The sequence below is a fragment of the Paracidovorax cattleyae genome, assembly GCF_900104515.1.
Lineage (GTDB): Bacteria > Pseudomonadota > Gammaproteobacteria > Burkholderiales > Burkholderiaceae_C > Paracidovorax > Paracidovorax cattleyae.
This window is the reverse complement of record NZ_FNJL01000014.1, coordinates 39,318-64,806: the sequence shown is the minus strand read 5'-3', so window position 1 is coordinate 64,806 and position 25,489 is coordinate 39,318. Positions and strand designations below refer to the sequence as shown.

Genomic DNA, 25,489 nt, shown 5'->3' with positions numbered 1-25,489 from the left:
GGGTTTCATGCCGTGAGGGCAACTGCCGGGCAGGAGAACCCACTGCAGTGTGGGAGACGCGGCCGCCGCCCAGGTTGAACGTCGCCACGCCCCGCACGAGATCCTCGGCCTGCTTCTTCAGGCTGCCGGCCGCCGCAGCCATTGCCTCGACGAGTGCGGCGTTCTGCTGCGTTGCCTGGTCCATCTGCGTGACCGCCTCGCCCACCTGGTCCACTCCCGATGCCTGCTCCACCAGAGCGTTGCCGGCGGTCACACGCTCCACGCTGGCCACCACCGCGAATCCGCGCCCCTGCTCGCCGGCACGCGCGGCTTCCACGGCGGCGTTCAGCACCAGGATGTTGGTCTGCAAGGCGATGCTCTCGATTACCTGGATGATGTCGGAGATCTGCCGTGACGACTCGTTGATGCCGCGCATCGTCTCCACTACCTGGCTGACCACCTGCCCGCCCTGCATCGCGACGGCGGCCGCGTTCTTGGCCAGTTGGTTCGCCTGGCGCGCGCTGTCGGCGTTCTGTGGCACGGTCGATCCCAGTTGTGCCATGGAGGCGGCGGTGTGCTCCAGCGCGCTCGCCTGGCTTGCGGTGCGGCCGCTCAGATCCTGGTTGCCCTGGGAGATTTCCGCGCTGGCCGTGGCCACGGCTTCCGCGTTGTGGTGCACGTTGCCCACGGTCGTGCGCAGGGTGCTCGCGCGTGTCCTCCAGGGCCTGCAGCATCTGCGCCAGCTCGTCGCGTCCGGAGGCCACCACCACGTGGCTCAGGTGCTGTAATCCGCCACCTGGGTGCGCAGTTCCTGGTAGATCCTGCTCTCCTCGCCATCGCCTGGGGCATCGGCGCATAGGGTCCCGCAGGCATTTCTGTAGGAAGAGAGCCTTTCTTTGGCCGGATCTTCCCCGGACGGGATCGGCACAGCCCCCCGGTGCCGAAAAGCGAATCGCCCGCCACCGGTTATCCGGTGGCGGGCGATTCGGTGCGCTCCAGGGCGGGCGGCGCGTCAGGCCATGGCCTGCATCTCCTCCATCAGTTCCTCCTTGCGGGCCTGCAGCGTGTCGCGCATGGCTACCAGGTCGAGCTTGCGGGCCGCGCGGGCCTTGACGAAGATTTCATTGCGCTCTTCCTTGACGTGGTGGTCGATGTATTCGCCCAGCACGGTCACCTTGGCATCGAACTTGTCGTCCATGGCATCGCCGGTCTGGATCTGGGCGATCAGGTCCTTGGCGCTGGCGTGCTCGACCTCGGCTTCGTCCAGCAGGTCGGTTTCGCGAAGCGCTTCCCGCAGGGCCGGATAGAAGATTTCCTCCTCGATCTGCGCATGCACGGTCAGCTCCAGGCAGATCTGCTGTGCCAGGTCGCGCTTCTTGGCGATGGACGTCTTGGACTTGGAGCCGGCCAGTTCTTCATACTCCTTGAACATCTTCTTCACCTTGCGATGGTCTGCGTCCAGGAGGCTGCAGGCATCGGCGGGGGTGCGCTGGTTTGTCGTCGTGGGCATGGCGTTTTCCTCGTCGGGTGTTGGAAAACCGATTGTCTTTTTGCGCTTCCGCCTGGCCGTAGGAGCGGCACCTGTGTCTCCGTCTTCCCAGAGCGATGCGGACCATGGGAAGCGCTTCCGTCGAGCAGGCCGAACGCTCAGCCCCGGAGGCCCGAAGCGACCAGGGCGATGCCGGACAGGGTCAGGAGGCTCAGGACCACCTTGCGGAAAGTGGCGTCCGAGATTCCGGTATAGACCCGTGAGCCGAGCAGGGTCGGCACCAGCATGGCCGGGGCCACGAGCGCGAAGAGCGGCAGGGCGTCGCGGGTGACGACGCCGCTGAACACGTAGATGCCCATCGTGACGGCCAGGGTGGACAGGTTGAAGTTCTGGATCACGGCGCGTTGCCGATCCTTGTCCCAGCGCTTGAGCGTGCACCAGAGCGTGGGCGCCGTGCCCGTGAACCCGCCGATGCCGCCCAGCACGCCGCCGAGCGTGCCGACCAGCCCGTCCGCGAGGCGGCCTCCCCAGGTGACGGCCGGAAGGTCCCTGGCCCACAGCATGGCCGGGCACCACAGCACCAGCAGCGTGCCCAGTACCAGCTTGAAGAGGCGGACATCCAGGTAGGGCAGCACGGCGACGCCGAGGGGAATGCCCGCCATTCCGCCCGCCACGAAGGGCCAGAGGGAGGACAGGTGTGCACCCCGCCGGACGGAAAATGCCGCGATGACCTGCCCCGTGAGTGCACCGAACACGGCCAGCGAGGCTGCCAGGCGGGGATCGACCGCCCAGGCCCAGAAGGACATGGCGGTCAGGCCGAAGGCGAAGCCGGACAGGCCCTGCACGAATCCGCCGGCGACGGCGCCGAGAACAACGATGGCGGTGGTGGTATCCATGGTGGAGATTCAGCAGGACGAAGGGGTGGAGCGGAGAGCATGGCGGCCCTGCGAAGGTGCCGCGTGCATGGACTGCACCATCGCGTTGGTCAGTGCGCTTGCATGCACCTTGAGCCTCTCGACGGCGGAGACGTAGAACCGGGTGCCCTGGGTCAGGGGGCCGATGGCGAACAGTCCCGGTTCGCCCGCGACCCGCAGGGAGTCCGGCTCCATCCGGATGCCGCCGGCAGGGTGCTGGGCCAGAAGGCCGTTGTCGATGAGGCGCGCGACGAGTGGATCGTCGATGTGGCCGATGTTGCCGGACACCCCGGTCGCGTCGATGACGTAGTCCAGGGGCAGGCTGGTCGTGGGAAGCTGCGCGGAGAAGCCTTCGCGTTGCCGGGTCATGGACCGGTAGCCCCGGTGGATGAAAAGGCTGCCTTCGTCCAGCATCTGGCGGATCCTGAGCGCATTGTCCAGGGGCATGGGATGGCGGCAACTCATCCACAGGCCCCGGTACTTGCGCTGGAATAGCCGCTTCTGCTGCGCATCCATGGCTTGCCAGTAGCTGTCGATGGCATGTTTCGTGCCATCCAGGTAGAGCTGCCACGGCCGGACCTGCCGGGCCGCCTCGATCTCCAGGTCCAGCCGCAACCGGGGATCGCTGAGGGTGAAGAAGCCCGGGTATTCCGCGGCAAAGGGCCGCGATGCGGCAAAGTGGCGCAGGAAGCGGCGCACGCTGGCCCGAGGCTGCAGGGGCAGGTCCGTCCGGAAATCCCCCCCATCGGGCATCACGCCGCGCACGAGCGGGAGGCGTCCTGAATGCGAGAGCATGTGGATGCTCCGGATGCCTTGGTCCCGCAGGTACAGGGCCATGTCGATGGCGGTGAGCTTGCTGCCGATGATGCCCACCGATGCGTCCTCCGCAATGGCGTGGGCGATGCCGGCCAGCGCGTGGTAGGGGTTGGCGAAATAGCGTTCGTTCAGACCGAACGGGGAGATCTTGCGCAGGTGCCCGATCGCGAGCACCACCCGGTCGAACACCATGCCGCCTGCCGGCGACTCCACGGTGTAGCCTCCGGCTGTTTTCCGGATGTCGGTCACTGCGCCGTGCACCCGGCGCACATCCACCGCGGCGTCGGCCAGGTCGCGTACGGTGTTGGCCAGCGCGGTGCGGAGGTACTGGCCGAACATCCGCCGGGGAACGTAGCCGCCGGTCTGACCCTGGCTGGTGAGCCAGTCGAGGAAATCGTCCGGTGGCTCGCCGATGCCGAGGGTCGATGCCGTCATGTTGAGCAGGAAGCTGTCGGCCGTGGTGCCGCTGCCGTAAGGCAGGCCGGGGCCGAAGTCTCCCGAGGCGTCGAAGAGGGTGACCGCAGCCACCCGGCCCTTGCGTGCCTCCGGCACCAGGCTGCGGCACACCAGGGTGCCGCTGCAGCCGGCGCCGATGATGGCGATGCGCATCACGGCTGCAGCTCCGGTTCCGGCTGTGCATCCGCCGAGGCCAGGCGCCGTAGCGTGAAATCGAAGCGTGGTGCGCCGGACATCGTGTGCAACTGCTCCAGCAGGTGCCTGACGGCCTCCGGCGCGCCTTCCAGGTAGCGGCGAATCGAATGGCTATCGTGCTGGCGGGCCGGGTCTTCGCGCAGGAAAACGCCGATGCGCCTCAACACGACCTTGCCGGAAGCGCCACGGATCAGCTTCCACTGCGTGTCTTCATAGCGATGGTTCGCATCGCGGGCGGAGAGCGCCTGGCGGCGGCGGTGCGCATCCGGTATCGCATAGTCGGGGGTGGTCGTCCCCGCCATGCTGCGGATGTCGTTGTAGGCCGTCACGTCCACCGTGGGCGTGCCGGGGGTGCCGGAAGCGATGTCCGCGGCCGATGCGAACGACACCACGACATTGCGGTTGAACAGCTCGGTCTGCTCCAGCAGTGAATAGCCCAGCCGTTCCATGTCGTGGCGCATGGCGTTGTCCATCTGCTGCATGGTCGCGATACCCGAGCTGTGCGCCAGGAAGCGCAGGGGCGGTATGTCCTCGATGGACCGGAAGTCGATGCGGCGTGCGGGGCTGCGGTCTTCATACAGGGGCATGCCGCCTTCCCGCTCCACCGTGCCGTCCGCGTTTCGCAGCAGCCTTGCGGGGTGCTCCACCAACCGGGGCAGCAGCAGTGCTTCATACAGCAGGCGCGATGGGTGGCCGACGAGACTGCCCTCCCGGTCGGTTCCCAGCAGGAAGCGGTTGTGGAGCATGCTGGCCTCGATCAGGGGGTGGCCCTCGCCGTCCAGCCCCGCATGCACGAAGCCGAGGATGCGAAGCCCATCGGCCTGGCGCGGGAGCATGCGGCGCAGGTGCGACAGGAAGGTCGTGGACAGCCCCCGCGACAGCTGCAGCCCTTCCGCGTAGTGGGTCGTCGGCGTGCTGGGCAGCATGATCCAGTGGCTGTCGCGGACCGCTTGGCGCAGGTCCGCCGGATCCACGGTGTCGCCCGTGCCGGCGTCGAATGCGAGGATGCCTGGATGCTTGGGTTCGGCTTCGCTGCCGGCACGCATGCGCCGGTACGCCTCCTCGACGGCCTGGAACAGGGTGGCCTGGAACGCCGCGTAGCCGGGCTGCAGGCGCAGGTCCAGGTTCTCCACGTGCTGGCGGTCGGCGCTGAACCGGCAGGAAAGCGACGCGAGGTATTCGAGGAAGCGTAGGTCCGGGCCCTTGCGTTGGGACGGCCGTGTCAGGAAGCCGTCCGGTGCCACGCCCGCCCCGGACGCCAGCCCTTCCAGCGCCTGCTGGTAGAAAGTGGCATCCTGCCCGTTTTCCAGCAGCAGTTCCCATGCATGGTTGAGGGGCTGTATGTCGTGGATGGGGCGGAAGGCGCTCGCACCCTGCGCAGGATAGCGGTCCCGCTCCTCGATGAAGCAGCGCACGTACAGGCCGGCCTGGCGGATCAGGTCGCGGGCGATGGCGGCCGCCCTGGCGCTGTCGCCGTGGCTGTGGCTGTGGCGCACGAGTTGCCCGCGCAGCCACTGCTCGCGGCGGTCGAAGGCCGGACGCAGGTGTGAGAGGGCTCCGATCACGGCGGCCATCGGACTGGCGGAGGGCGGGCATTGCGGAGTGGCGAGGTGCGACGTGGCATCCATGGCCGCCAGGAACAGGGCATGGGCCGCGGCGGGCATCTGCAGCAAGCGGCGGGTCGCCTCGGCGGAGAGCACGTGGCAGCCGAGCGCCTGCAGTTCCTCGCGCAGCCAGCGGACCTGCTCCGCGGTCCTTCCCTTGCGCATGCCGCCCGGCACGCTCCGGTCCGGTACCGTGAGACCGTCCTCCAGCCCGATGCGCACGCCGTCGAGCCGGAGCCGCACCGCCAGCCGGGGCAGCAACTGCTGCATCGGCCCCGGCATCAGCACCGAGATGCGTGAACCGGGGAGCTGTTGGCGGATCGCCGCCACGGAGGGCTCGAGCGCCGCCACGGCCATGTCCAGGGCGCGGTCGATGCCGGCGGCATCCCCCGCCTGCAGCGACGCATAGATCGCCTGCCGCTGCGCAGCCGGGATGAGCGAATCGTCCTCCAGGGCATCCCCGGCGCGGCGGTGCTGGTCCACGCCTGCCACCAGCATGAGCAGGCACGGGGCGCCTGCCTCTTCCAGCCAGGGCCTGAACGGGCCCAGCGCCTCCTGCAGGATGGTGCGGTTGAAGACCTCGATCTCGGGGCGGATGCCGTATCTGCGCGCATGCGCGAGTTGCTGCTGTAGGAAGGCCGGGGTATTGTGATATCCGCCGCCGGACTGGAACAGCACTTCGCCCGGACTCAGCGAGGACAGCTCGGGGGGCGTGCCGTCCGGCGCATAAGGCTTGAGGTGCTCGCGGCGGGCGGCGCCTTCGGCATCGCCGCCGCCCCGCACGCTGGTGGAGAGGTTGAGGATGGCCAGCGGCACTTCGGCCCGCAGGCGCGGCACGATGGCGTCGTAGTCGTCCGGCACGATCCGGTTGGGCTGCGGGCCGGTAACCAGGGACATGGGCAGCCAGGGCAGGCGCCATGCCTGCCCGACGTGGTCGCGGGTGTGCAGGTGGAGGATGGCGGCCCCTTCCCGCACCGCGGCCACGCACTCGTCCACGATGGCGGAGGGTGCGATCGGCAGCCAGCAGGACGCGCCCTTGCCGGAAAGCGCATGGCCCGAGCCGGCCCTGCACCAGCCGGCGGCGGCAAGCCCTTCCACCACTCCGGGGCCGCAGGCATGGAGCCGCTCCACGAGCTCCGGCGGTATGTACGACTCCACCGCTCCGGCATGCCGCCATGCGAGGCCCCCGGCGCCATCGCCGGTCCAGCCCTGGCCTGTCAGGTGCACCACCAGTTCCGCCGCAGTTTGCCGGGAGGCGATCCTGGCAAAACAGGCGGCATCCAGGTGCCGCGCCACCGGGGCGTCCGGCTGGTGGTATTGGAAGACGCCGTCCTGTGCGTGCAGACCCGTCTCCCGGAGCCAGCGATCCAGCACGTCCGCGGTGGGCGCCAGGGAGCAGATGAAATCCGCCCCGGCGGGAATCCGGGTCGATTCGCTGGCCAGCAACCCACCCTCGGCCACGGGCTCCCAGCCATGGCCTTTCTCGAGTGCCGCATCCAACCCGGCAATGTGCCGTGACAGCGCCGCGGAAAGGTATTTCGGGCCCAGCGGCTCGATGTTGCGCGGCACTGCGCCCACCGGCGCCGCGGTAATGAATATCTCCTGCACGGGTTCTCCTCCTTGTTGGTTTCAAGGCCGGATTATTGAGTGTCCCGGCTGGATAAAACGCTCTCTGAAGGGCGGCGTGGGAGAGTCTGGTTTATGGGTTAAATAAATTTATTTTTTATGAGTTATTCGTTTATTTTTATGAAACTTTTGTATTAACAAAAGATGGTTTCGGTAATGGACCGGGTGAGATGGCCGATGGAGGCGTCCGTCTTCACCGCCACCGGCCATCCACATGATCGACGGCGGCGGGGCCCACTGACGAAGGTTCGCCGAGAATGTCCGGCGAATCCTGTCCGCCCTTTCTGGAGACTTTCATGAAATTGGTACGTTACGGCCAGCCTGGCCAGGAGAAGCCCGGAATCGTCGATGCCGAAGGCCGGGTGCGCGGCCTGTCGGGCCACGTGTCCGATGTGGACGCAGACCTGCTGGCGTCGCCCGGGGCCTGGGCTTCGCTGTCCGCCCTCGACCCTGGCAGCCTGCCCCTGGTGGGCGGCGCAGTGCGTTACGGCCCTCCGGTTGCCCGCGTGGGCAAGATCGTCTGCGTGGGACTCAACTACGCGGACCATGCGGCGGAAACGGGGGCGCCGATCCCGGCCGAGCCCATCCTCTTCCTGAAGCCGAGCTCGTGCATCGTCGGGCCGGACGATACCGTGGTGATTCCCCGCGGCTCCACCAAGACCGACTGGGAGGTCGAGCTGGGCGTAGTGATCGGTCGCAGGGCCTCGTATGTCGCCGAGGTCGATGCGATGGACCATGTGGCGGGCTACACGGTGGTCAACGACGTGTCCGAGCGGGAATACCAGATGGAGCGCGGAGGCCAGTGGGACAAAGGCAAGGGCTGTGACACCTTCGCGCCCATCGGTCCCTGGCTGGTGTCGAAGGACGAGGTGCCCGACCCGCAGAACCTCGGCTTGTGGCTGGAAGTCAACGGCCGGCGCTACCAGGACGGCAGCACGCGCACGATGATCTTCCCGGTGGCGAAGCTGGTGAGCTACATCAGCGAATTCATGTCGCTCATGCCAGGCGACATCATCAGCACGGGCACGCCGCCCGGCGTCGGCCTCGGCCAGAAGCCGCCGGTGTACCTGAAGCCGGGCGACACCATGCGGCTGGGCGTCGAAGGCCTGGGCGAGCAGCGGCAGGCCACGCGCGCCTGGTCGCGCTGAGCCGCTCCGCGCCCGGGTTCCGGGGCCGGCGCTTCAGGCGAGCAGGGCCTGCGCGAACTCGCGGGCGCTGAAGGTTTCCAGGTCTTCCAGCTTCTCGCCGACGCCGATGAAATACACCGGTATGGGGCGCTCCTGCGCGATGGCCGCCAGCACGCCACCCTTGGCCGTGCCGTCCAGCTTGGTGACGATGAGCCCCGTGAGCTGGAGCGCGTCGTCGAAGGCCCGCACCTGCGCGAGGGCGTTCTGGCCCGTGTTGCCGTCGATCACCAGCAGCACTTCGTGCGGCGCCGTGCCGTCGGCCTTGGTGATGACGCGCTTGATCTTCTGCAGCTCCTGCATGAGGTGGAGTTGCGTCGGCAGCCGGCCCGCCGTGTCCACCAGTACCACGTCCTTGCCTCGTGCCTTGCCGGCGCTCACGGCATCGAAGCTCACCGCGGCCGGATCGCCGCCTTCCTGGCTCACGATCTCCACGGTATTGCGGTCGGCCCACACGCCGAGCTGCTCGCGAGCGGCGGCCCGGAAGGTGTCGGCCGCTGCCAGCAGGACCGCGGCGCCTTCGGTGGCGAGGTGCCTGGTGAGCTTGCCGATGGAGGTGGTCTTTCCGGCTCCGTTGACGCCCGCCACCATGATCACGGTGGGCGTGTGGCGCCCGATCTCGAGGGATTTCTCGAGCGGGCGCAGCAGGTCGGCCAGGGCATCGGCGAGCAGTTCCTTGACCGCCGCGGGATCGGTGGCCCGGGCTTCCTTCACACGCCGCCGGAGGTCCTGCAGCAGGTGCTCGGTGGCCTTGACGCCCGTGTCGGCCATCAGCAGTGCCTCTTCGAGCTCGTCGTAGAGCGCATCGCTGATCTGCGTGCCGGTGAAGACCGTGGCGATGCTGGTGCCCGTCTTGCGCAGTCCGTTCTTGAGCCGGTCCAGCCAGCCCTTGCGCTCCTGCCCGGATTCCGGAGCGGGCACGGGTCCGGCTGCCGTCGCAGCCGGGGGCATGGCTGGGGAAAGAGGGGCTGGGGCCTGGGCGGCGGGGAGCGGCGCGGGCATCGGCGTGGGCGCTGGCGAAGCCGGCACGGGAGCGGCCGCAGGGCCCGGCTGCGGCGGAACCGGCGCGGCGGGATCCTGCGGAGCGGGGGACTTGGCGAAGGGGTTGCGCAGCCAGCCGAAGGCGCCCTGCGCTTCGGCTGCCGCGGGCTCGGCTTCCGCCGCGAAGGGCGGGGCGGCCGGCATCGCATCGGGCACGGCCGGAACGCCGCCGGACGGTACCGGGGAAGGGGTCTCCTCAGCGGGAGGCGGGGCGGGCTTTTTCTTGAAAAAACTGAACATTGGCAGGTTCTTAGAATCGCACCCATTCTATGAAACACGCACTCACCCTCCTGGGCCTGCTGGCCTGCGTGCACGCCGGGGCACAGACCCCCGCCACCACCACCTCCTATCCCTCGCCTTCGTCGGCGCAAGGCGCCCAGCCCGGAACGCAGGCGCCCGGCGTGCGCGAGTACACGCTGCGCAACGGCATGCAGCTGTTCGTGCAGACCGACCGGCGTGCGCCGACCGCGGTGCACATGGTGTGGGTGCGGGTCGGATCGATGGATGAAGTGGACGGCACCTCGGGCGTGGCCCATGCCCTGGAGCACATGATGTTCAAGGGCACGAAGACGGTGCCGCCAGGCCAGTTCTCGCGCCGCGTGGCCGCGCTGGGCGGGCAGGAAAACGCGTTCACCAACCGCGACTACACGGGCTACTACCAGCAGATTCCCGCGAAGCGCCTCGCGGAGGTCATGCGGCTGGAGTCCGACCGGTTCGCGCACAACCAGTGGCCGGACGCGGAGTTCAAGAAGGAGATCGAGGTCATCAAGGAGGAGCGGCGCATGCGCACGGACGACCAGCCGCGCGCGGCCCTGATGGAGCAGCTCAACGCCGCCGTGTTCACGGCATCTCCCTACCGGCGGCCGGTGGTCGGCTGGATGAGCGACCTGGATGCGATGACGCCGGACGATGTCCGCGCGTTCCACCGCCAGTGGTACGTGCCCGCGAATGCCGCCATCGTGGTGGCCGGCGACGTGGATCCGGAAGCCGTTCGCAAGCTCGCCGAGGCCACCTACGGCCGCATTCCCGCGGCGGTGGTGCCGGTGCGCAAGCCGCGCACCGAACCGGCCCAGCGCGGCCTGCGACGCATCGATTTCAAGGCACCTGCGGAGCAGGCCTTCGTCGCGCTGGCGTTCCGGGTGCCGGCGCTGCAGCGGTTGGAACAGCTCACCGATTCCGACCGCGATGCGCTGGCGCTGATGATGCTCTCGGGCGTGCTGAGCGGCTACGACGGCGCGCGGCTGGAGCGATCTCTCACGCAGGGCGCCGACCGCGTGGCCGACGGAGCGGACAGCGGCGCCTCGGTCATGGGCCGGGGGCCGGGCCTGTTCCTGCTGAGCGGTGTTCCCGCGGGCGGCCAGACGGCGCAGCAGGTCGATACCGCGCTGCGCGCCGAGGTGGCCCGCGTGGCCCGGGAAGGGGTGGGCGATGCCGAGCTTTCGCGCGTGAAGACGCAGTGGGCGGCATCCACCATCTATGCGCGCGATTCGCTGCAGGCACAGGCGAGCGACCTGGGAAGCAACTGGGTCCAGGGTCTTCCGCCCGATGCCGACTCGCGCCTGCTGGCGCTGCTGCGCGAAGTGACGCCGGCCCAGGTGCAGGCCGTGGCAGCCCGCTATTTCGGCGATGACCAGTTGACCGTGGCCACCCTGGTGCCACAGCCGGTCGCCCCCGGTTCCCGCCGCCCCGCCGCGCCCGCGAACGCCGACGGACGCATGCACTGACGGGCCGCCGGCCGAAGGAATTTCCCATGATGCACCTTGCAATCAAAAAGGCCGCCCTGCGCGCGGCATTCGCGGCGGCGGGCCTGCTGGCCGTACAGTCCGCCTGGGCGCTGCTGCCCATCCAGCACTGGACCGAACCCAGCGGCGCGCGTGTCTGGCTCGTCGAAAGCCCCGGCATTCCGATGGTGGACGTGCAGGTCGATTTCGATGCCGGGGCCCGGCGCGATCCGGCGCCGCAGGCCGGCCTTGCGGCCGCCGTGGCCGCCATGTCGTCCAAGGGCGTGCGTGCCGAAGGGGCCGAGCCCGCGATGGACGAGAACGCCCTGGGCGAGGCCTGGGCCGATCTGGGCGCGAGCCTGCAGGCGTCCGCGGAGCGCGACGGCTTCAGCTACGGGCTGCGTTCGCTCACCGATGCGGACCTGCTGGACCGCGCCGCCCGGCTGGCCGCGCGGCAGATCGCCCAGCCCGCCTTTGCGCAGGACATCTGGCAGCGCGAGCGCGCGCGCTGGAGCGCCTCCCTGAAGGAGGCCGAAACACGGCCCGGCACGGTGGCTGCCAGGGCTTTCTCGCAGGCCGTCTATGGCGTCCACCCCTATGGCCAGCGTGCCACCCCCGAGACGCTGGCGCGCATCGAGGTCGCGGACCTGCAGGGCTTCCACGACCGCTATCTGCAGGCCTGCCGCGCGCGCGTGAGCATCGTGGGCGCCGTCAGCCGGGAACAGGCCCGGGTCCTGGCCCGGACGCTGCTTTCGCGCCTGCCGGCCACGGATGCCTCGGGTTGCTCCGCGCTGTCCCCGGTGCCGCCCGTGCAACCGCTGGCCCGGGCGCAGGAGCAGCGCATTCCCTTCGCCTCGGCCCAGGCGCACGTGCTGATCGGCCAGCCCAGCTTCCCGCGCAAGGATCCCGATTTCCTGGCGCTGCTCGTGGGCAACCACATCCTGGGCGGCGGCGGGTTCACGTCGCGTCTGACCGAGGAGGTGCGCGAAAAGCGCGGCCTGAGCTACAGCGTGTACAGCCAGTTCTCCCCGGGACTGGATGCCGGTCCCTTCGTCGTCGCGCTGCAGACGCGCCCGGACCAGGCGGAGCAGGCCGTGGAGGTCTCGCGCGACGTGCTCGCCCGCTTCGTCGCCCAAGGTCCCACGGCCGCGGAATTGCGCGCCGCCAAGGACAACCTGATCGGCGGCTTCGCGCTGCGCATCGACAGCAACCGCAAGCTGCTGGGCAACGTCGTGAACATTGCCTGGAACGACCTGCCGCTCGACTATCTCGAGCACTGGACCGACCGGGTGGAGGCGCTGACCGCGGAGGACATCCGAGCGGCGATGGCGCGCAAGCTGCAGCCCGCGCGGATGGTGACCGTGGTGGTCGGCGGGAGCGCGCCATGAGCCCGGCGCCGCGCAAGCCCGCGGCGTCCCAGCGGCCCGCGGCGGCCTCCAGCGCCCGGCAGGGCGGGCATGCCGGTGCGGGAGAGGTGCGCATCATCGGAGGGCTCTGGAAACGCACCCGGCTGCCGGTGCCGTCGCGCCCAGGGTTGCGGCCCACGCCGGACCGGGTCCGGGAAACCCTCTTCAACTGGCTGGGGCAGGACCTGTCGGGATGGCGCTGCATCGATGCCTTCGCCGGCACGGGCGCGCTCGGCCTGGAGGCTGCATCCCGCGGAGCGGTGGAGGTGCTGCTGGTGGAAAGCGATGCAGGCCTGGCCGATCAGCTGCGGCGTTCCTGTGAAAAACTGGGCGCCACCACGGCGCGCGTGCAGAGGGGCGACGGCGTGGCCGTCCTGCGCCAGCGTGCGCCGGGCTCCGCGCATCTGGTACTGCTCGATCCGCCTTTCGACGGCGGGCTGTTCGATGCGGCCCTCGCCGCTGCGGTTCCGGTGCTTGCGGAAGATGGATTCATCTACCTCGAGGCGCCGCAGCCCTGGGACGATGCGGCACTGGCATCCCTGGGGCTTTCCATCCATCGCCATGTGCGGGCGGGCGCGGTGCATGCCCACCTGATCCGCAAGGGCTAGCCGGGCCTCGGGCGCAAGAGCGCCGCAATAATCCGCTCCAACCGACTGCCTTCATCCAGGAGATCCGCCCGCCATGGTCCAGAACGTCATCGCCGTCTATCCCGGCACCTTCGACCCTATCACGCTGGGCCACGAGGATGTGGTGCGCCGCGCCACGCAGCTGTTCGGCAGCGTGATCGTGGCGGTCGCGGCGGGCCATCACAAGAAAACGCTGTTCAGCCTGGAGGAGCGCATCGAGATGGTGCGCGAGGCGGTCCGGCCCTATCCGCAGGTGCAGGTGGAGAGCTTCTCCGGGCTGCTGCGCGACTTCGTGGTCGCCCGCGGCGGCAAGGCCATGGTGCGCGGCTTGCGTGCCGTCACTGATTTCGACTATGAATTCCAGCTCGCCGGCATGAACCGCAGCCTCATGCCCGAGGTCGAGACCGTCTTCCTCACCCCGAGCGACAAGTTCCAGTTCATCAGCAGCACGTTCGTGCGCGAGATCGCCGTGCTCGGCGGCGAAGTGGACAAGTTCGTCTCCCCGGGGGTCTGCCAGCGGCTCGCCGACAGGGTCCGGGCGATGGCACCGGCGGGCTGATCCTTCCGCGGGGCCGGATGGGCCTCAGGTGGCGTGGACGATGTCGTGCACGAAGCGCAGCTTGGCCAGCGCCCCGGAAGACAGGGCGAAGGGGTAGGCGTCCTGCTGACCCAGGCTCCGGTTCAGGCTGTTGAGCAGCAGCGTCAGCGGCACCCATTCCTGCACCATCGCATCGAAGTCCGGCCCGTCCGTGGCGAACGGGTTGCCCACGCGGTAGCTCTGCACAGCGCCGCTTTCCGGAATGTCCAGCGCCGTGTGGTAGCTCGAGGCAGTCTCCAGCAGATCCACCATGTGCAGATAATGGGCCCAGGTCTCGGCCCAGTCCTCCCAGGGGTGGGCCGTGGCATAGGCGCTCACGTGGCGCTCGCGCCATGCGCCGAGGTGCGGGCTGCTGGCGTAGTAGGCCTGCAGGGCAGCGCCGTAGTCCTGGCGCTCGTCGCCGAAGACCGATCGGAACTCCTCCAGCCGGCTGGAGCCCTGCATCAGATGGTCCCAGTAGAAATGGCCCGATTCGTGCCGCAGGTGACCCAGCAGGGTGCGGTAGGGCTCGTGCAGCGCGAGCCGACGCCGGGCGCGCTCGTCATCGTCCGCCTCGGCCACATTCAGCGTGATGGTCCCTGCGGCATGCCCCGTCATCACGGGATTGCCGGGCTGGTCGGCCAGGAACTCGAAGGCCGGACTGGCGCCATCCGGCGCGGGCTGAAGGCCCAGTCGTGCAAGGGTGTAGTAGAGCTGCCGCTTGGCATGCTCGATCTGCTTCCAGCGGCGCAGGTTGGCTGGCTCGGAGAGGTCGGGAAGGATGCGCGTCTGGCGGCACGACCTGCACAACTGCTGCGGATCATCGGCCGCCACGGCGAAGTTGCAAGCGGCGTGCGCTATCCGGTTATGGCAAAGCCGGTACAGCGGCGAGGCGCTGCCCTGGCGGCGCGACGGCACCCGCTGCCACAGGTCGGCATCGCCCTGCAGGCCCGACACGGCCGGCACCAGGGCCGCCATGGTGAGGTGATCGGGCAGGAACGCCAGCCTCGCTCCGCAATGAAGGCACTGGACGCTGTCGAAGAAAACGAGATGACCGCATTGGTCGCAATTGAAAACCTGCATGGTCGCGAAGCATAGGGCCTGTGGGCCATCCTGGTAGGACAAGGGCGAGACGCCTGGCGCGCAGGCGCCCGTGGATCTTGCGCGGAAGCGGCACAAGAAAAACAGGCTCCGCGAGGAGCCTGTCTGCAAGGGGTCGGGCCGGGCAGGAAGGCCCGCCGGCCCGCGCGCATCAGGGGCGCACGACGATGCTGTTGCGCACTTCGCGCACGTGCTTGGTGTTGCGTGCGACGGCTTCAGCGCGGTCCTTCTCAGCCTGCGACTTGGCGAAGCCGGACAGCTGCACCGTGCCGTTCAGCGTTTCCACGCTGATGGACGTGGCGGACACCGACTTGTCTTCGGCCATCTTGGCCTTCACGGCGGTGGTGATGCCGGCGTCATCCACGTAGGAGCCCACGGTCTGCTGGTCACGTGCCACCGAGCATCCGGTGGTGACGATGGTGGCGCCAGCGAGGGCTGCAAAGGCGAGAGCACGAGCGTACTTCATGATTATTTCCTTGGTTTGGTTGAGAGAACACGGGTGCTGGGGACATCCTTCAGTCCGCCGGCCTTCTGCACCCTCCTTGCCGGTGGACTGCCTGCGAGGGCCGGCTGCGCCTTCAGCGGTGCAGCCAATCCTTGAGTTCGTCGGCATGCTCTTCCTCGTCGGCGAGGATGCCTTCCAGCATGCGGCGCGTGGTGGGGTCCTTGTCGCCGATCAGCGAGATCATCTGCCGATAGGCTTCGACGGCGATGCGCTCGGCAACGAGGTTGGCGCGCACCATCGCCTTGAGGTCCGACGACTCGTCGTACTGCGCGTGGCTGCGTTCCTCGAGCGTGCAGGGGCGGAAGTCCGGCTCGCCGCCCAGTTGCACGATGCGCTGGGCGATGAGATCGGCATGTGCCGCTTCCTCATTGGCGTGCACCAGGAATTCCGCGGCGATTGCCGGAGACTCCAGACCGTCTGCCGTGAAGTAGTGGCGCTTGTAGCGCAGCACGCATACGAGCTCGGTGGCCAGTGCATCGTTCAGCAGCTTCACGATGGCGTCACGGTGCGGGCCATACGCGGGCGTGACGGCACCTTCGTCGAGGTCCTGGGTGGCCGCGTACTGGAGCGCTTTCTCGTCCAGGGTGAGCGATGCAGTTGCCGTAGATGTGGAGTTCGGGGTGGTCATGGAGCGCCCGTGGAATGTTGTTGTGGATATGGGGCGGGCCGGTGGTGGAGGACTGCTGCCATCCTCCGTGTCCGGTCCCGCTATCGGAAACCGGGAGATCAGTAGTCGCGGCCGCGGGGGCGGCGTGCCAGCATGCACAGCGTAGCCACGAAGGCGCCTGCTGCTGCGGCCAGGGCCAACGATTTGCCGGGCTGCTCCGACACGTAACGGGCGGTGGCGTCGGCAGCCTGGTTGAGTTGCCGGCGGGCGCGCTCGCTGGTGTCTGCGCAATAGGCGATACCGCGGGAGGCGAGGTCCTGGGCGCGGGCGGCCAAGTCGTCGATCACGGGGTCTACGTCGCTCTGCAGCTCACGCACCTTGCGTTCGGCCTTGTCCAGGGTCTTGTTGGCTGCGCTGCGAGTAGTGCGCACGGCGTCCTGCGCGGTGTCCAGCATGTCGTCGGCCACGTCGTGCGCGGTGTCTGCAGCCTTGTCGGCGATTTTCTGTGCTTCCATGGTTTCTGTTCCTCAGGTAGTCGGGACGTCAGGGCAGGCGGGTCGGTGTGTTCAGCCGCGCTTGAGCAGGCTCAGCACGAAGGTGACGACGGCCATGATCACGAACACGAAGAACAGGATCTTGGCGATGCCGACGGCGCCCGCTGCGATCCCACCAAAGCCGAAGAGTGCGGCGATCAGTGCGATCACCAGAAAAACGACTGCGTAATGCAACATATCTTTCTCCTCTTGGACCGGAAGGCCGGTCGGTGGTTGGTCGATGGCGCTGTCGCGTTGGCGCCTGGATCCAATGTAGATTTGGGGACGCGCACAGGCTGCCGGCCCCTGGCGCGCTGCGCTGTAGGACGCGGCCGACCGCCGCCGCGCCATGTGCGCAACGCCAGGAGACGACAGGAAAAACCCGGAGAAAACAGCGGCAGAAGCGCTGGATGCCGGCACGGAGCCAGTACGGGAGCAGCAGGTAAATGGAGCGCGCGGTGGCGCTCCGGCGCTCAGTGCACGACGGGCAGCACGGCGGACACGAGCGTGCCCTCGCTGGCCTCGGACGTGACTGTCAGGCGCCCGCCGGCGGCCTCGACGCGGTGGCGCATGCCCATGAGTCCATGGGCGGATGCCTGGACCTTGCTGGTGTCGAAGCCGGAGCCGTTGTCGCGGATCTGCACCGCCACGTGGGTGGGATAGTTGTGCACGGCCACCAGCACCTTGGTGGCATTGGCGTACTTGCCGATGTTGGTCAGCGACTCCTGCACCATGCGGTAGATCGTGAGCTGCACCGGCTCCGGCAGTTCCACCGGTTCGAGGTTGAGCTCCACGTCCACGCTGCTGCGCTGCTCGAACTCGCGCGCCAGGATCTCCAGCGACGCGGTGAGCCCCAGGTTGAAGAGGGACGAGGGCCGGAGGTCTTCGATGATCCGGCGCTTGAGCGCGATGCCGCTGTTCAGGGTTTCGGTAAGGTGCTTGAGCCGCTCGGCGATCTCGGGCGACTGCGCATCGATCTTCGACTTCAGCCGCGCCACGTCGAGCTTGGCGGCGGTGAGCAGTGCGCCCAGTTCATCATGGAGTTCACGGGCCAGGTGGCCCCGCTCGTCCTCGCGCACCTGTTGCAGGTGGTTCGCCAGCTCGGTCAGCGACGCCGTGCGTTCGCGCACCAGCAGCTCCAGCCGGTCGCGCTCGCGCTGCAGGGCTTCCTGCTCGCGCTCCTGGGCGGTCTGCAGGGCGCTGGCCTGCCGCAGGTACATGTAGAACGCGAGCAGGCCGATGACCACGACGGTCGCGATGCCGACGCGCGAGAGGGTGAGCGAATGGAGGATCTCGTCGGTGTGGTGCGTGGAGCGATCCACGCTGCGTTGGGCGAGGCGGCCGGACAGCGTGCGGATGGCATCCATGTTCTCCTTGCCGACATCGGTGGAGAGCACGAATTTCCAGGCGTCGTCGTTGTTCTGGCGGCGCAGGCGCAGGCTCAGATCCAGTTCGGACATCTTGCGCGAGATCTGCCTGGAGAGCTGCGTGAAGTCTTCCTGGTCTTCCGGGGAGGAGCGGTAGATGCCGCGCAGTTCTTCCAGGTTGCCATCGATGGTGGCCGCCGCCTTCTGGTAGGGCTGCAGGTAGCGATCATCACCCGTGAGCAGATATCCGCGCAGGCCGGTTTCCGCGTCCAGCATGTTCTGCATCATGCGGTTGAGGGCGGCGCGGGTCGTGTAGGTGCTCGACAGTGCCTGCACGGCCTCGTTGGATCGTGCGTATCCGGCCTCATTGATGCCAACCAACGCAGCGGCTGCCAGCAGCGCCAGGGGCAGGCTGACAGCCATCTTGCGAAAATTGGACCAGCGCATATGTATGTTTCTCCGAAAGAGACGGGGGTGAATTCTGGATAATGTCACCAGCCCGCAGCAACCGCCGCAGGCATGCTCCCGCAATGGTGGATGTGCCACCTGACCAACGACGGGCAGCCTAGCTGCCTCTTGAAAGAACTCTCAATGATCAAGATCGGCATTGTGGATGACCATGCGATTGTCCGCTCGGGATTGCGACAATTTCTGTCAGAACATGTAGACCTTCGCGTAGTCGGCGAGGCTTCGAATGGCCGCGAAGCCATCGACCTCGTGCGCAACCACGAGATCGACGTGCTGCTGATGGACCTGTCGATGCCCGGCCAGAGCGGCCTCGATGCGCTGGCCATGCTGCGCGCCAAGGCGCCGGACATGGGCATCCTCATCCTGAGCGGGTACCCCGAAGAGCACTACGCCATCAACCTCATCCGCCAGGGCGCCAGCGGCTACCTGAACAAGGAATGCGATCCCAAGGAGATCGTGGAAGCCATCCGCACCATCTCGCTGGGCCGCCGCTATCTCACCCCTGCCGTCGCCGACCTGCTCGCGCAGCAGCTCAACCGCAAGGACGACGCGCCTCCGCACGAGCAACTGTCCGAGCGTGAGTTCCAGGTGTTCCTGAAGCTGGCCAAGGGCGAGACCGCGGGCGATATCGCCAAGTCGCTGTCCCTCAGCGTCAAGACCGTCAGCACCTACCGCACGCGCCTGATGGAGAAGATGGCGCTGTCGTCCAACAGCGACCTGACCTACTACGCACTGAAGAACAAGCTGATCGATTGATCGCTGGCTCTTCGCGACCGGCTGGCTGCGGTCGGCGCTTGCAGCCGGTGCCGTGGGCGCGCGTGCTGTGCGGCGCCTGCCGGCGCCAGTCTGCCAGACACGGAAAAACCCCGGACGGAGCAATCCATCCGGGGTTTTTCGTGTCTTTGGGGATCATCGGGCCGGGCTCGGGCCCGGAGTTGCACGGAAAACGATTGCGCGATCAGGCGCTGCTGGCGGAATTGCGCAGCGTGCTGTGTTCCACGCAGTAGTCCACGAGGGCGTCGATCTCGTTGGATTTGTCGAAGACGGCGTCCACGCCGAGCTGGGCGCAGCGGACACGGACATCGGGGGTGGCGTAGTTGCTCAGGACGACCATCTTCTGGCGTGCCGTGCGGTCGCGGCAGGCCGCGAGGATGCCCAGGCCGCTGCCTTGCCGAAGGAACAGATCCACGATGGCCAGATCCCACTGCTCAGGGTTCGCGGCCAGCCACTCCTTGCCCTCGTCCTCCGTTTCGGCGACCCCCACGGCTTCGACTTCCGCCAGCTCCTCCAGCGTGCCGATCAGGTTCTCCCGGATCGTGGCGTTGTCTTCGACGATATAAGTACGCAGTTTCACTGTGAGGTCGGTGCCGTTGAAGGCGCCGGATGGGAGGTGTTGATCACGGTTCTACTTTATAGGGAGAGAGCCGGCATTCTGCCAGCAGCAGGGTGTTACCCCGGTAGGATTTCTCCTACCGGGGCGCTTCGCCACCGGCCCCTTCTTTCGCGTGCCGTTTTCCGCACACGCTGCAGCCCGGGTCACGTCCGGCGCGCATAGCGGTCCACTCCATCGCGAGGCCGTCGAGCATGAGCAGGCGCCCGGCGAGCGACTGGCCGGCCCCGGACAGCAGCTTGAGTGCCTCGGCTGCCTGCATGGCACCGATGATGCCGACCATCGGCGCGAACACGCCCATCGTGGAGCACTGCACCTCCTCGAAGGCTGCATCCGGAGGGAAGAGGCAGGCGTAGCAGGGCGCGTCGGATGCGCGCGGGTCGATCACCGTGATCTGTCCGTCGAACCGGATTGCCGCGCCGGCCACCAGGGGCACGCGGTGGCGCACGCAGGCGGCATTCACGGCCTGCCGCGTGGCGTAGTTGTCGCTGCAGTCGAGGACCACATCCGCAAACGGCACGTGGGCATCGAGCCAGGCCGCATCCGCGCGCAGGGGCAGCGCCTCCACCTGCACGCCGGGATTGATGGCGTGCACGGCCTGCGCTGCAGAACCCACCTTGGGCTGGCCGACGCGCTGCGTGGTGTGGGCGATCTGCCGCTGCAGATTGGTCAGGTCCACGGTGTCCGCATCGACCAGGGTCAGGCGGCCAATGCCTGCCGAAGCGAGGAACAGGGCTGCAGGCGATCCCAGGCCGCCGGCGCCGATGACCAGCGCATGGGCAGCGAGCAGCCGCTCCTGCCCCTCGATGCCGATTTCATCGAGCAGGATGTGGCGGGAGTAGCGCAGGAGCTGGTCGTCGTTCATGGGCGTGGAGTGCGTGGTGCGGGCGGAGCGGTGGCGGCACGGAGGCGCAAAGCAAAAGGCCGGACCCCTCGGAGTCCGGCCTTGGCTGAAAGGATGCACCCGTGCCGGTCAGTTGTCCTTCTTCTCTTCCTTGCGCTCCGTCTGTGTCTTGCTGACGACCACCGTCAGGCCCTTGAGCTGATTGAGTGCCTGGGTGAGCTGGAAGTCCTTCTCGGTGCCGAACTCCGGCATCTTGTTGCGCTCGGACGCCGGCTTCTTGGCTTCTTCCTCGAGGCGCTTGCGGGCTTCCTCGCGGGCCTTTTCGCGCGCTTCATCCTTTTTCTCCTCGCCCTGGCCGCTGGTCAGGTGCTTTTCGAGATCTGCCTCGCGCATGCGCAGCGCGGCGAAGGGATCGCCGTCGGGGCTGTCGTCCACCATGACGTCGGGCACGATGCCCTTGGCCTGGATCGACTTGCCGCTGGGCGTGTAGTAGCGCGCCGTGGTGAGCTTGATGCCGGTGTCCGGGCCCAGGGGGCGGACGGTCTGTACCGATCCCTTGCCGAAAGTCTGGCTGCCCAAGATGGTGGCGCGCTTGTGGTCCTGCAGCGCGCCGGCCACGATCTCGCTGGCCGAGGCGGAGCCTTCGTTCACCAGCACCACCAGCGGAACGTTCTTGAGCGCCGCGGGCAGCCGCTTGAGCGGATCACCGGCACCGCGGCGCTGGTAGAACTCGGGGGAGGCCTTGTAGACTGCCTTGCTTTCCGCGAGCTGGCCGTTGGTGGACACGACGGTCACGTCTTCGGGCAGGAAGGCGGCGGAGATGGCCACCGCCGCGTCGAGCAGGCCGCCGGGATCGTTGCGCAGGTCCAGCACCATGCCCTTGAGGTTCGGATCCTGGCGGTAGATCTCCTCGACCTTGCGCACGAAGTCGTCCACCGTGCGTTCCTGGAACTGCGACAGCCGGATCCAGGCGTAGCCGGGCTCGATCTCCTTGCCCTTGACGGACTGGGTCTTGATCTCCTCGCGCGTGACGGTGACCGGGAAGGTGCGGCTCTCGTCCTTGCGGAAGATCGTGAGCGTGACCTGGGTGTTGGGCTCGCCGCGCATCTTCTTCACGGCTTCGTTGAGGGCGAGCCCCTTCACGGCCGTGTCGTCGATCTTGGTGATGAGATCGTTGGTCTTCAGGCCCGCGCGGAAGGCCGGCGAGCCCTCGATGGGCGACACGATCTTGATCAGACCGTCTTCCTGGGTGATCTCGATGCCCACGCCGACGAAACGGCCCGTGGTGCCTTCGCGGAATTCCTTGAAGGACTTCTTGTCGAAGTACTGGGAGTGCGGGTCGAGGCTGGACACCATGCCGGAGATGGCATCGGTGATGAGCTTCTTGTCGTCCACGGGCTCGACGTAGTCGGTCTTGACGAGTCCGAACACCGCGGAGAGCTGCTGGATTTCCTCGAGGGGAAGCGGAGTCATGGCTCCGCGGGCGACGGTCTGCAGGGAGACCGTGGTCAGGGCGCCGGCAACGACGCCGACCGACACCCATCCTGCGATTTTGAGTTTGTGGCCCATTCGAAAAACACCTTTGCCGGTTCTAGGTCCAATATACACCCCCTTGGAAAGGGCAGGCGCGGCGCAGTTCCGCGCGCGCCGGGCTTTTTGGCACGCCGGGGCCGCCCCGCGGGTTTACCCGGTGCGCCAGCCGCCGCATGGACGGCAGCCGGCGGCGGCCCGCAGGGACTCAGGCCTTGCCCTGGGACGCCACCGCCGCGGCCGCCTTCGCCGCGGCTTCGGCATCGCCGAGGTAATGGTGGCGCAGCGGCTTCAGGTCGCTGTCGAGTTCGTAGATCAGGGGAATGCCGTTGGGAATGTTCAGCCCGACGATGTCGTCGTCGGAGATGCCGTCCAGGTACTTGACCAGCGCGCGGATGGAATTGCCGTGCGCGGCGACCACCACGCGCTGGCCCGACCGCATGGCAGGCGCGATGCGCTCGTTCCAGAAGGGCAGCACCCGGGCGACGGTGTCCTTCAGGCATTCGGTGAGCGGGATCTGCTCGGGATCGAGGCCGGCATAGCGGAGATCGCCGCGCTCGCTGCGTGGGTCGGTGGCCTCCAGGGCCGGCGGGGGGGTGTCGTAGCTGCGGCGCCAGACGAGCACCTGCGCGTCGCCGTACTGCTTGGCCATGTCGGCCTTGTTGAGTCCCTGCAGGGCGCCGTAGTGGCGTTCATTGAGGCGCCAGCTGTGCTCCACGGGCAGCCAGGTGCGGTCCATCTCGTCCAGGACATGCCACAGGGTGCGCGTGGCGCGCTTGAGCACGCTGGTGAAGGCCAGGTCGAACTCGTAGCCTTCGGCCTTCAACAGGCGGCCGGCCGTCTTGGCCTGCTCGATGCCGGTAGGCGTCAGGTCCACGTCGGTCCAGCCGGTGAAGCGGTTTTCGAGGTTCCAGGTGGATTCGCCGTGGCGGATCAGGACGAGTTTGTGCATGGTGGCTGGAGGAATGGGAAGCTGTGGAATCGGTCGGGTCAAACGCCGCATTCTAAAATTGCGGGGTTTGCTTTCCCCAAGGACTTCCGTGAATTTCTTCATCGACAACTGGTATCTCGTCCTCGTCGCACTGGTTTCGGGCGCGATGCTGCTCCTGCCGGTCTTCCGCGAAGCCGCGGGCGGCTCGCTCACCGCGGCGCGCGCGGTGCAACTCATCAACCGCGAGAAGGCCGTGGTGGTCGATGTCTCCGAGCCCGATGAGTTCGCGGCCGGCCATGTCGGCGGTGCGAAGAACGTGCCGCTGGGTCAGCTGGAAGAACGCCTGCCGCAGGTGGTCAGGAACAAGTCGGTGCCGCTCGTGCTGGTATGCGCCAAGGGTGGCCGGGCCCAGAAGGCCGCGACCGTGGCCCGCAAGCTCGGCTACGAGAAAGCCGAGGCGCTCGCCGGCGGGCTCAAGGCCTGGAAGGACGCCAGCATGCCGGTTGAAAAGGCCTGAAGCGGCACCACGTCCCTTTCACACCCCACGCAATCTTCCAGGAAGGCCGCCCCATGCAACCCGTCAAGATGTACACCACCGCCGTTTGCCCCTACTGCATCCGGGCCAAGCAGATCCTCAAGGCCAAGGGGGTGGAGCAGATCGAGGAGGTCCGCGTGGATCTCGACCCGGAGGCCCGCTCTCACATGATGGAGATCACCGGGCGGCGTACGGTGCCGCAGATCTTCATCGGCGACACCCACGTGGGCGGCCACGACGACCTGGTCGCGCTCGACGGCCGCGGTGGCCTGATGCCTCTGCTCGGCGCCTGAAGGCGCGCTGGCCGGGCGCTGCATAATGCGGCCCCGGGTGCTGCCCGCTGCGGGAACGCGACGTCCCCGGCGGGCTTTGTCTTACCTGGCCCTTTTCCCGTTTCCGAATCGAAAGAACGACCTCATGTCCGAAGAAAATCCCGTGTTCCAGATCCAGCGCGTGTATCTGAAGGATCTGTCCCTGGAGCAGCCGAACTCGCCCCAGATCCTGCTGGAGCAGGAGCAGCCCAATGTGGACATCCAGCTGGGCGTCGAGGCGGCACCCGTTGCAGACGGTATTTTCGAAGTGGCCGTGACCGCCACGGTGCAGACCAAGATCAAGGACAAGACGGTGTTCCTGGTCGAGGCCAAGCAGGCCGGCATCTTCGAGATCCGCAACATTCCCGAAGACCAGATGGGCCCGATCATGGGCATCGCCTGCCCGCAGATCGTCTATCCGTACCTGCGCGGCAACATTGCCGACGTGATCACGCGCGCCGGCTTCCCGCCCGTGCATCTGGCAGAGATCAACTTCCAGGCCATGTACGAGCAGCAGCAGTCGCAGCTGGCTTCGGCCGCACCGACGCCGGGCGTCACGCAGTAATTTCCCTCCAGGCGCCGCCGCGCGGCGGCGCATCGCAGCCGGGGACTGCGAGCGGTTCCCCTGCCGAAACCGCAACGACCTCCCTTCATGAAGATCATCGTGTTCGGTGCCGGCGCCTGGGGCACGGCCATGGCGCTCAGCGCAGCAGCGCACCCGGCAGGACATGGCGTGACCCTCTGGGCGCGCGATGCCGGGCAGGCCGCGGCCATGCAGGCGGCGCGCCAGAACGCCCGCTATCTTCCGGGCATCGCCTTTCCCGCGGTGCTCGGCCTCGCGAGCGGTGCGCCTTTCGAGGCGCTCGCGTCCTGCCAGGCCGATCTCGCCATCGTCGCAACCCCCATGTCCGGCCTGCGCGGCATGCTGGAGGAACTGCGTGCCGCGTCCGTTCCCGTGGCCTGGCTCTGCAAGGGCTTCGAGGCCGTTCCCGCCAGCGGAGAGGCGGCCGCCCAGGGCCTCATGGCGCACGAGATCTGCAGCCAGGTGGCCCCTCAATTGCGCGCGGGCGCGCTCAGCGGTCCGAGCTTCGCGCTGGAGGCGGCCCAGGGGCGGCCCACCGCACTGGTGGCCGCGAGCCGCGATGCGCGAGTACGTGAACTGCTGGTGGAGGCTTTCCATGGGCCCACGCTGCGTGTGTACGCCAACGAGGACATCGTGGGCGTGGAGGTAGGGGGGGCTGTGAAGAATGTGCTGGCCATTGCCACCGGGCTGTGCGACGGGCTGGACCTGGGCACGAACGCGCGCGCCGCGCTCATCACGCGGGGGCTGGCCGAGATGAGCCGGCTCGGCCTTGCACTCGGCGCGCGGGCGGAGACGTTCATGGGGCTGTCCGGGCTGGGCGACCTGGTGCTGACCGCGACGGGGGATCTGTCCCGCAACCGCCGCGTGGGCCTAGCGCTTGCGCGGGGGCTCACACTGGATCAGGCAGTGGAGTCGCTCGGCCACGTGGCCGAGGGGGTGTACAGCGCACGGACCGTCGTGCGCCGTGCGCGCCAACTCGGCGTGGACATGCCGATCGCGCAGGAAGTGGTTGCGCTGCTGGATGGCCGATCGACCGCATCCGAGGCGGTGGCACGGCTGATGGGGCGCGGCCCCGCCGTGGAATTGCGCTCCTGCTGAACGCTGCCGTCTGCAGCGTGTGGGCGTGGGCGCCGGAGTACCGGCAGCCCGC

At 67.9% G+C, this 25,489-nt stretch carries 25 protein-coding genes and 1 pseudogene; 10 read left to right on the top strand and 16 right to left on the bottom strand.

Annotated features, from left to right (window positions below; all coding sequences use genetic code 11):
* Nucleotides 1-34 precede the first annotated feature (34 nt).
* The 5 genes and pseudogenes from BLR05_RS13220 to BLR05_RS13200 form a co-directional block, all read right to left on the bottom strand.
* A pseudogene (locus tag BLR05_RS13220) lies at nucleotides 35-758 on the bottom strand (methyl-accepting chemotaxis protein); the annotation flags it as partial.
* A 233-nt stretch (nucleotides 759-991) separates the two neighbouring features.
* Nucleotides 992-1,489 carry a hemerythrin domain-containing protein gene (locus BLR05_RS13215; RefSeq protein ID WP_092834921.1) on the bottom strand — a complete coding sequence of 166 codons (498 nt, stop codon included), beginning with the start codon at nucleotides 1,487-1,489 and terminating at the stop codon, nucleotides 992-994.
* Between the two features lie 137 nt (nucleotides 1,490-1,626).
* Nucleotides 1,627-2,364, bottom strand: a complete 738-nt coding sequence (locus BLR05_RS13210) for a sulfite exporter TauE/SafE family protein (protein WP_092834920.1) — start codon at nucleotides 2,362-2,364, stop codon at nucleotides 1,627-1,629.
* A gap of 9 nt (nucleotides 2,365-2,373) precedes the next feature.
* Nucleotides 2,374-3,807, bottom strand: a complete 1,434-nt coding sequence (locus tag BLR05_RS13205; RefSeq protein WP_092834919.1) for an FAD/NAD(P)-binding protein — start codon at nucleotides 3,805-3,807, stop codon at nucleotides 2,374-2,376.
* The gene (locus BLR05_RS13200) at nucleotides 3,807-7,061 is read right to left on the bottom strand and encodes a 3-keto-5-aminohexanoate cleavage protein (protein WP_225978968.1); all 3,255 of its coding nucleotides are present in this window, start codon (nucleotides 7,059-7,061) and stop codon (nucleotides 3,807-3,809) included. The genes BLR05_RS13205 and BLR05_RS13200 overlap by 1 nt, the downstream gene beginning before the upstream one ends.
* 314 nt (nucleotides 7,062-7,375) lie before the next feature.
* On the opposite strand from BLR05_RS13200, the gene BLR05_RS13195 reads away from it, so the two are divergent.
* Nucleotides 7,376-8,227, top strand: coding sequence for a fumarylacetoacetate hydrolase family protein (locus BLR05_RS13195; RefSeq protein WP_092834918.1), 852 nt, complete (start codon nucleotides 7,376-7,378; stop codon nucleotides 8,225-8,227).
* Between the two features lie 33 nt (nucleotides 8,228-8,260).
* On the opposite strand, the gene ftsY is transcribed toward BLR05_RS13195, so the two are convergent.
* Nucleotides 8,261-9,544 (bottom strand): signal recognition particle-docking protein FtsY, encoded by a 1,284-nt coding sequence (gene ftsY / locus BLR05_RS13190; protein WP_092834917.1) that lies wholly within the window; start codon nucleotides 9,542-9,544, stop codon nucleotides 8,261-8,263.
* Between the two features lie 29 nt (nucleotides 9,545-9,573).
* Between ftsY and BLR05_RS13185 the strand changes: the two genes are divergently transcribed.
* The 4 genes from BLR05_RS13185 to coaD all read left to right on the top strand — a co-directional run bounded on the left by BLR05_RS13185 (nucleotide 9,574) and on the right by coaD (nucleotide 13,616).
* Complete coding sequence (locus BLR05_RS13185; protein WP_092834916.1) at nucleotides 9,574-11,028, top strand: M16 family metallopeptidase; 1,455 nt, start codon at nucleotides 9,574-9,576, stop codon at nucleotides 11,026-11,028.
* Nucleotides 11,029-11,054: 26 nt separating this feature from the next.
* Nucleotides 11,055-12,413, top strand: a complete 1,359-nt coding sequence (locus BLR05_RS13180; protein WP_092834915.1) for a M16 family metallopeptidase — start codon at nucleotides 11,055-11,057, stop codon at nucleotides 12,411-12,413.
* Nucleotides 12,410-13,039 carry a 16S rRNA (guanine(966)-N(2))-methyltransferase RsmD gene (gene rsmD / locus BLR05_RS13175; RefSeq protein WP_092834914.1) on the top strand — a complete coding sequence of 210 codons (630 nt, stop codon included), beginning with the start codon at nucleotides 12,410-12,412 and terminating at the stop codon, nucleotides 13,037-13,039. The genes BLR05_RS13180 and rsmD overlap by 4 nt, the downstream gene beginning before the upstream one ends.
* Before the next feature lie 73 nt (nucleotides 13,040-13,112).
* On the top strand, nucleotides 13,113-13,616 hold the full coding sequence (gene coaD, locus BLR05_RS13170; protein WP_092834913.1) for a pantetheine-phosphate adenylyltransferase: 504 nt from the start codon (nucleotides 13,113-13,115) through the stop codon (nucleotides 13,614-13,616).
* A gap of 24 nt (nucleotides 13,617-13,640) precedes the next feature.
* Here coaD and BLR05_RS13165 read toward each other — a convergent pair whose 3' ends face one another.
* The 6 genes from BLR05_RS13165 to BLR05_RS13140 all read right to left on the bottom strand — a co-directional run bounded on the left by BLR05_RS13165 (nucleotide 13,641) and on the right by BLR05_RS13140 (nucleotide 18,194).
* The gene (locus BLR05_RS13165; RefSeq protein WP_092834912.1) at nucleotides 13,641-14,717 is read right to left on the bottom strand and encodes a zinc-binding metallopeptidase family protein; all 1,077 of its coding nucleotides are present in this window, start codon (nucleotides 14,715-14,717) and stop codon (nucleotides 13,641-13,643) included.
* A gap of 169 nt (nucleotides 14,718-14,886) precedes the next feature.
* Nucleotides 14,887-15,201: a BON domain-containing protein gene (locus BLR05_RS13160; protein WP_092834911.1), complete on the bottom strand. Its 315-nt coding sequence runs from the start codon at nucleotides 15,199-15,201 to the stop codon at nucleotides 14,887-14,889.
* A gap of 112 nt (nucleotides 15,202-15,313) precedes the next feature.
* Nucleotides 15,314-15,868 carry a ferritin-like domain-containing protein gene (locus BLR05_RS13155; RefSeq protein WP_092834910.1) on the bottom strand — a complete coding sequence of 185 codons (555 nt, stop codon included), beginning with the start codon at nucleotides 15,866-15,868 and terminating at the stop codon, nucleotides 15,314-15,316.
* A gap of 98 nt (nucleotides 15,869-15,966) precedes the next feature.
* Nucleotides 15,967-16,362, bottom strand: coding sequence for a hypothetical protein (locus BLR05_RS13150; protein WP_092834909.1), 396 nt, complete (start codon nucleotides 16,360-16,362; stop codon nucleotides 15,967-15,969).
* Nucleotides 16,363-16,413: 51 nt separating this feature from the next.
* Complete coding sequence (locus tag BLR05_RS13145; protein ID WP_011796896.1) at nucleotides 16,414-16,578, bottom strand: DUF1328 domain-containing protein; 165 nt, start codon at nucleotides 16,576-16,578, stop codon at nucleotides 16,414-16,416.
* A 275-nt stretch (nucleotides 16,579-16,853) separates the two neighbouring features.
* The gene (locus BLR05_RS13140) at nucleotides 16,854-18,194 is read right to left on the bottom strand and encodes a sensor histidine kinase (RefSeq protein ID WP_092834908.1); all 1,341 of its coding nucleotides are present in this window, start codon (nucleotides 18,192-18,194) and stop codon (nucleotides 16,854-16,856) included.
* A gap of 144 nt (nucleotides 18,195-18,338) precedes the next feature.
* Here BLR05_RS13140 and BLR05_RS13135 point away from each other — a divergent pair, with 144 nt between their 5' ends.
* Entirely contained in the window at nucleotides 18,339-18,971 is a 633-nt protein-coding gene (locus tag BLR05_RS13135) for a response regulator (RefSeq protein WP_013596140.1), read from the top strand.
* A 202-nt stretch (nucleotides 18,972-19,173) separates the two neighbouring features.
* Here the strand turns inward: BLR05_RS13135 and BLR05_RS13130 are convergent, their stop codons facing one another.
* The 4 genes from BLR05_RS13130 to gpmA form a co-directional block, all read right to left on the bottom strand.
* Nucleotides 19,174-19,569 (bottom strand): response regulator, encoded by a 396-nt coding sequence (locus tag BLR05_RS13130; protein WP_092834907.1) that lies wholly within the window; start codon nucleotides 19,567-19,569, stop codon nucleotides 19,174-19,176.
* A gap of 115 nt (nucleotides 19,570-19,684) precedes the next feature.
* Nucleotides 19,685-20,470: a HesA/MoeB/ThiF family protein gene (locus BLR05_RS13125; protein ID WP_092834906.1), complete on the bottom strand. Its 786-nt coding sequence runs from the start codon at nucleotides 20,468-20,470 to the stop codon at nucleotides 19,685-19,687.
* 108 nt (nucleotides 20,471-20,578) lie between these two features.
* The gene (locus BLR05_RS13120) at nucleotides 20,579-22,018 is read right to left on the bottom strand and encodes a S41 family peptidase (protein WP_092834905.1); all 1,440 of its coding nucleotides are present in this window, start codon (nucleotides 22,016-22,018) and stop codon (nucleotides 20,579-20,581) included.
* Nucleotides 22,019-22,187: 169 nt separating this feature from the next.
* Entirely contained in the window at nucleotides 22,188-22,931 is a 744-nt protein-coding gene (gene gpmA / locus BLR05_RS13115) for a 2,3-diphosphoglycerate-dependent phosphoglycerate mutase (RefSeq protein ID WP_092834904.1), read from the bottom strand.
* 88 nt (nucleotides 22,932-23,019) lie between these two features.
* Between gpmA and BLR05_RS13110 the strand changes: the two genes are divergently transcribed.
* The 4 genes from BLR05_RS13110 (at nucleotide 23,020) to BLR05_RS13095 (ending at nucleotide 25,437) form a co-directional block, all read left to right on the top strand.
* Nucleotides 23,020-23,427, top strand: a complete 408-nt coding sequence (locus tag BLR05_RS13110; protein WP_092834903.1) for a rhodanese-like domain-containing protein — start codon at nucleotides 23,020-23,022, stop codon at nucleotides 23,425-23,427.
* Between the two features lie 53 nt (nucleotides 23,428-23,480).
* Nucleotides 23,481-23,738, top strand: coding sequence for a glutaredoxin 3 (gene grxC, locus BLR05_RS13105; protein WP_092834902.1), 258 nt, complete (start codon nucleotides 23,481-23,483; stop codon nucleotides 23,736-23,738).
* 124 nt (nucleotides 23,739-23,862) lie between these two features.
* Nucleotides 23,863-24,321, top strand: coding sequence for a protein-export chaperone SecB (gene secB / locus BLR05_RS13100; RefSeq protein ID WP_011796887.1), 459 nt, complete (start codon nucleotides 23,863-23,865; stop codon nucleotides 24,319-24,321).
* A gap of 87 nt (nucleotides 24,322-24,408) precedes the next feature.
* Nucleotides 24,409-25,437 (top strand): NAD(P)H-dependent glycerol-3-phosphate dehydrogenase, encoded by a 1,029-nt coding sequence (locus tag BLR05_RS13095; RefSeq protein WP_092834901.1) that lies wholly within the window; start codon nucleotides 24,409-24,411, stop codon nucleotides 25,435-25,437.
* Nucleotides 25,438-25,489: the final 52 nt, after the last annotated feature.

Excerpts from the sequence above, each read along its gene's own strand:
- BLR05_RS13215 (WP_092834921.1), bottom strand. The coding sequence starts at position 1,489 with ATGCCCACGACGACAAACCAGCGCACCCCCGCCGATGCCTGCAGCCTC.
- BLR05_RS13195 (WP_092834918.1), top strand. The coding sequence starts at position 7,376 with ATGAAATTGGTACGTTACGGCCAGCCTGGCCAGGAGAAGCCCGGAATC.
- BLR05_RS13135 (WP_013596140.1), top strand. The coding sequence starts at position 18,339 with ATGATCAAGATCGGCATTGTGGATGACCATGCGATTGTCCGCTCGGGA.
- rsmD (WP_092834914.1), top strand. The coding sequence starts at position 12,410 with ATGAGCCCGGCGCCGCGCAAGCCCGCGGCGTCCCAGCGGCCCGCGGCG.
- BLR05_RS13140 (WP_092834908.1), bottom strand. The coding sequence starts at position 18,194 with ATGCGCTGGTCCAATTTTCGCAAGATGGCTGTCAGCCTGCCCCTGGCG.
- BLR05_RS13095 (WP_092834901.1), top strand. The coding sequence starts at position 24,409 with ATGAAGATCATCGTGTTCGGTGCCGGCGCCTGGGGCACGGCCATGGCG.
- BLR05_RS13180 (WP_092834915.1), top strand. The coding sequence starts at position 11,055 with ATGATGCACCTTGCAATCAAAAAGGCCGCCCTGCGCGCGGCATTCGCG.
- BLR05_RS13210 (WP_092834920.1), bottom strand. The coding sequence starts at position 2,364 with ATGGATACCACCACCGCCATCGTTGTTCTCGGCGCCGTCGCCGGCGGA.
- BLR05_RS13150 (WP_092834909.1), bottom strand. The coding sequence starts at position 16,362 with ATGGAAGCACAGAAAATCGCCGACAAGGCTGCAGACACCGCGCACGAC.
- grxC (WP_092834902.1), top strand. The coding sequence starts at position 23,481 with ATGCAACCCGTCAAGATGTACACCACCGCCGTTTGCCCCTACTGCATC.
- ftsY (WP_092834917.1), bottom strand. The coding sequence starts at position 9,544 with ATGTTCAGTTTTTTCAAGAAAAAGCCCGCCCCGCCTCCCGCTGAGGAG.
- BLR05_RS13185 (WP_092834916.1), top strand. The coding sequence starts at position 9,574 with ATGAAACACGCACTCACCCTCCTGGGCCTGCTGGCCTGCGTGCACGCC.
- BLR05_RS13160 (WP_092834911.1), bottom strand. The coding sequence starts at position 15,201 with ATGAAGTACGCTCGTGCTCTCGCCTTTGCAGCCCTCGCTGGCGCCACC.
- BLR05_RS13145 (WP_011796896.1), bottom strand. The coding sequence starts at position 16,578 with ATGTTGCATTACGCAGTCGTTTTTCTGGTGATCGCACTGATCGCCGCA.
- secB (WP_011796887.1), top strand. The coding sequence starts at position 23,863 with ATGTCCGAAGAAAATCCCGTGTTCCAGATCCAGCGCGTGTATCTGAAG.
- BLR05_RS13120 (WP_092834905.1), bottom strand. The coding sequence starts at position 22,018 with ATGGGCCACAAACTCAAAATCGCAGGATGGGTGTCGGTCGGCGTCGTT.
- gpmA (WP_092834904.1), bottom strand. The coding sequence starts at position 22,931 with ATGCACAAACTCGTCCTGATCCGCCACGGCGAATCCACCTGGAACCTC.
- BLR05_RS13205 (WP_092834919.1), bottom strand. The coding sequence starts at position 3,807 with ATGCGCATCGCCATCATCGGCGCCGGCTGCAGCGGCACCCTGGTGTGC.
- coaD (WP_092834913.1), top strand. The coding sequence starts at position 13,113 with ATGGTCCAGAACGTCATCGCCGTCTATCCCGGCACCTTCGACCCTATC.
- BLR05_RS13165 (WP_092834912.1), bottom strand. The coding sequence starts at position 14,717 with ATGCAGGTTTTCAATTGCGACCAATGCGGTCATCTCGTTTTCTTCGAC.
- BLR05_RS13125 (WP_092834906.1), bottom strand. The coding sequence starts at position 20,470 with ATGAACGACGACCAGCTCCTGCGCTACTCCCGCCACATCCTGCTCGAT.
- BLR05_RS13155 (WP_092834910.1), bottom strand. The coding sequence starts at position 15,868 with ATGACCACCCCGAACTCCACATCTACGGCAACTGCATCGCTCACCCTG.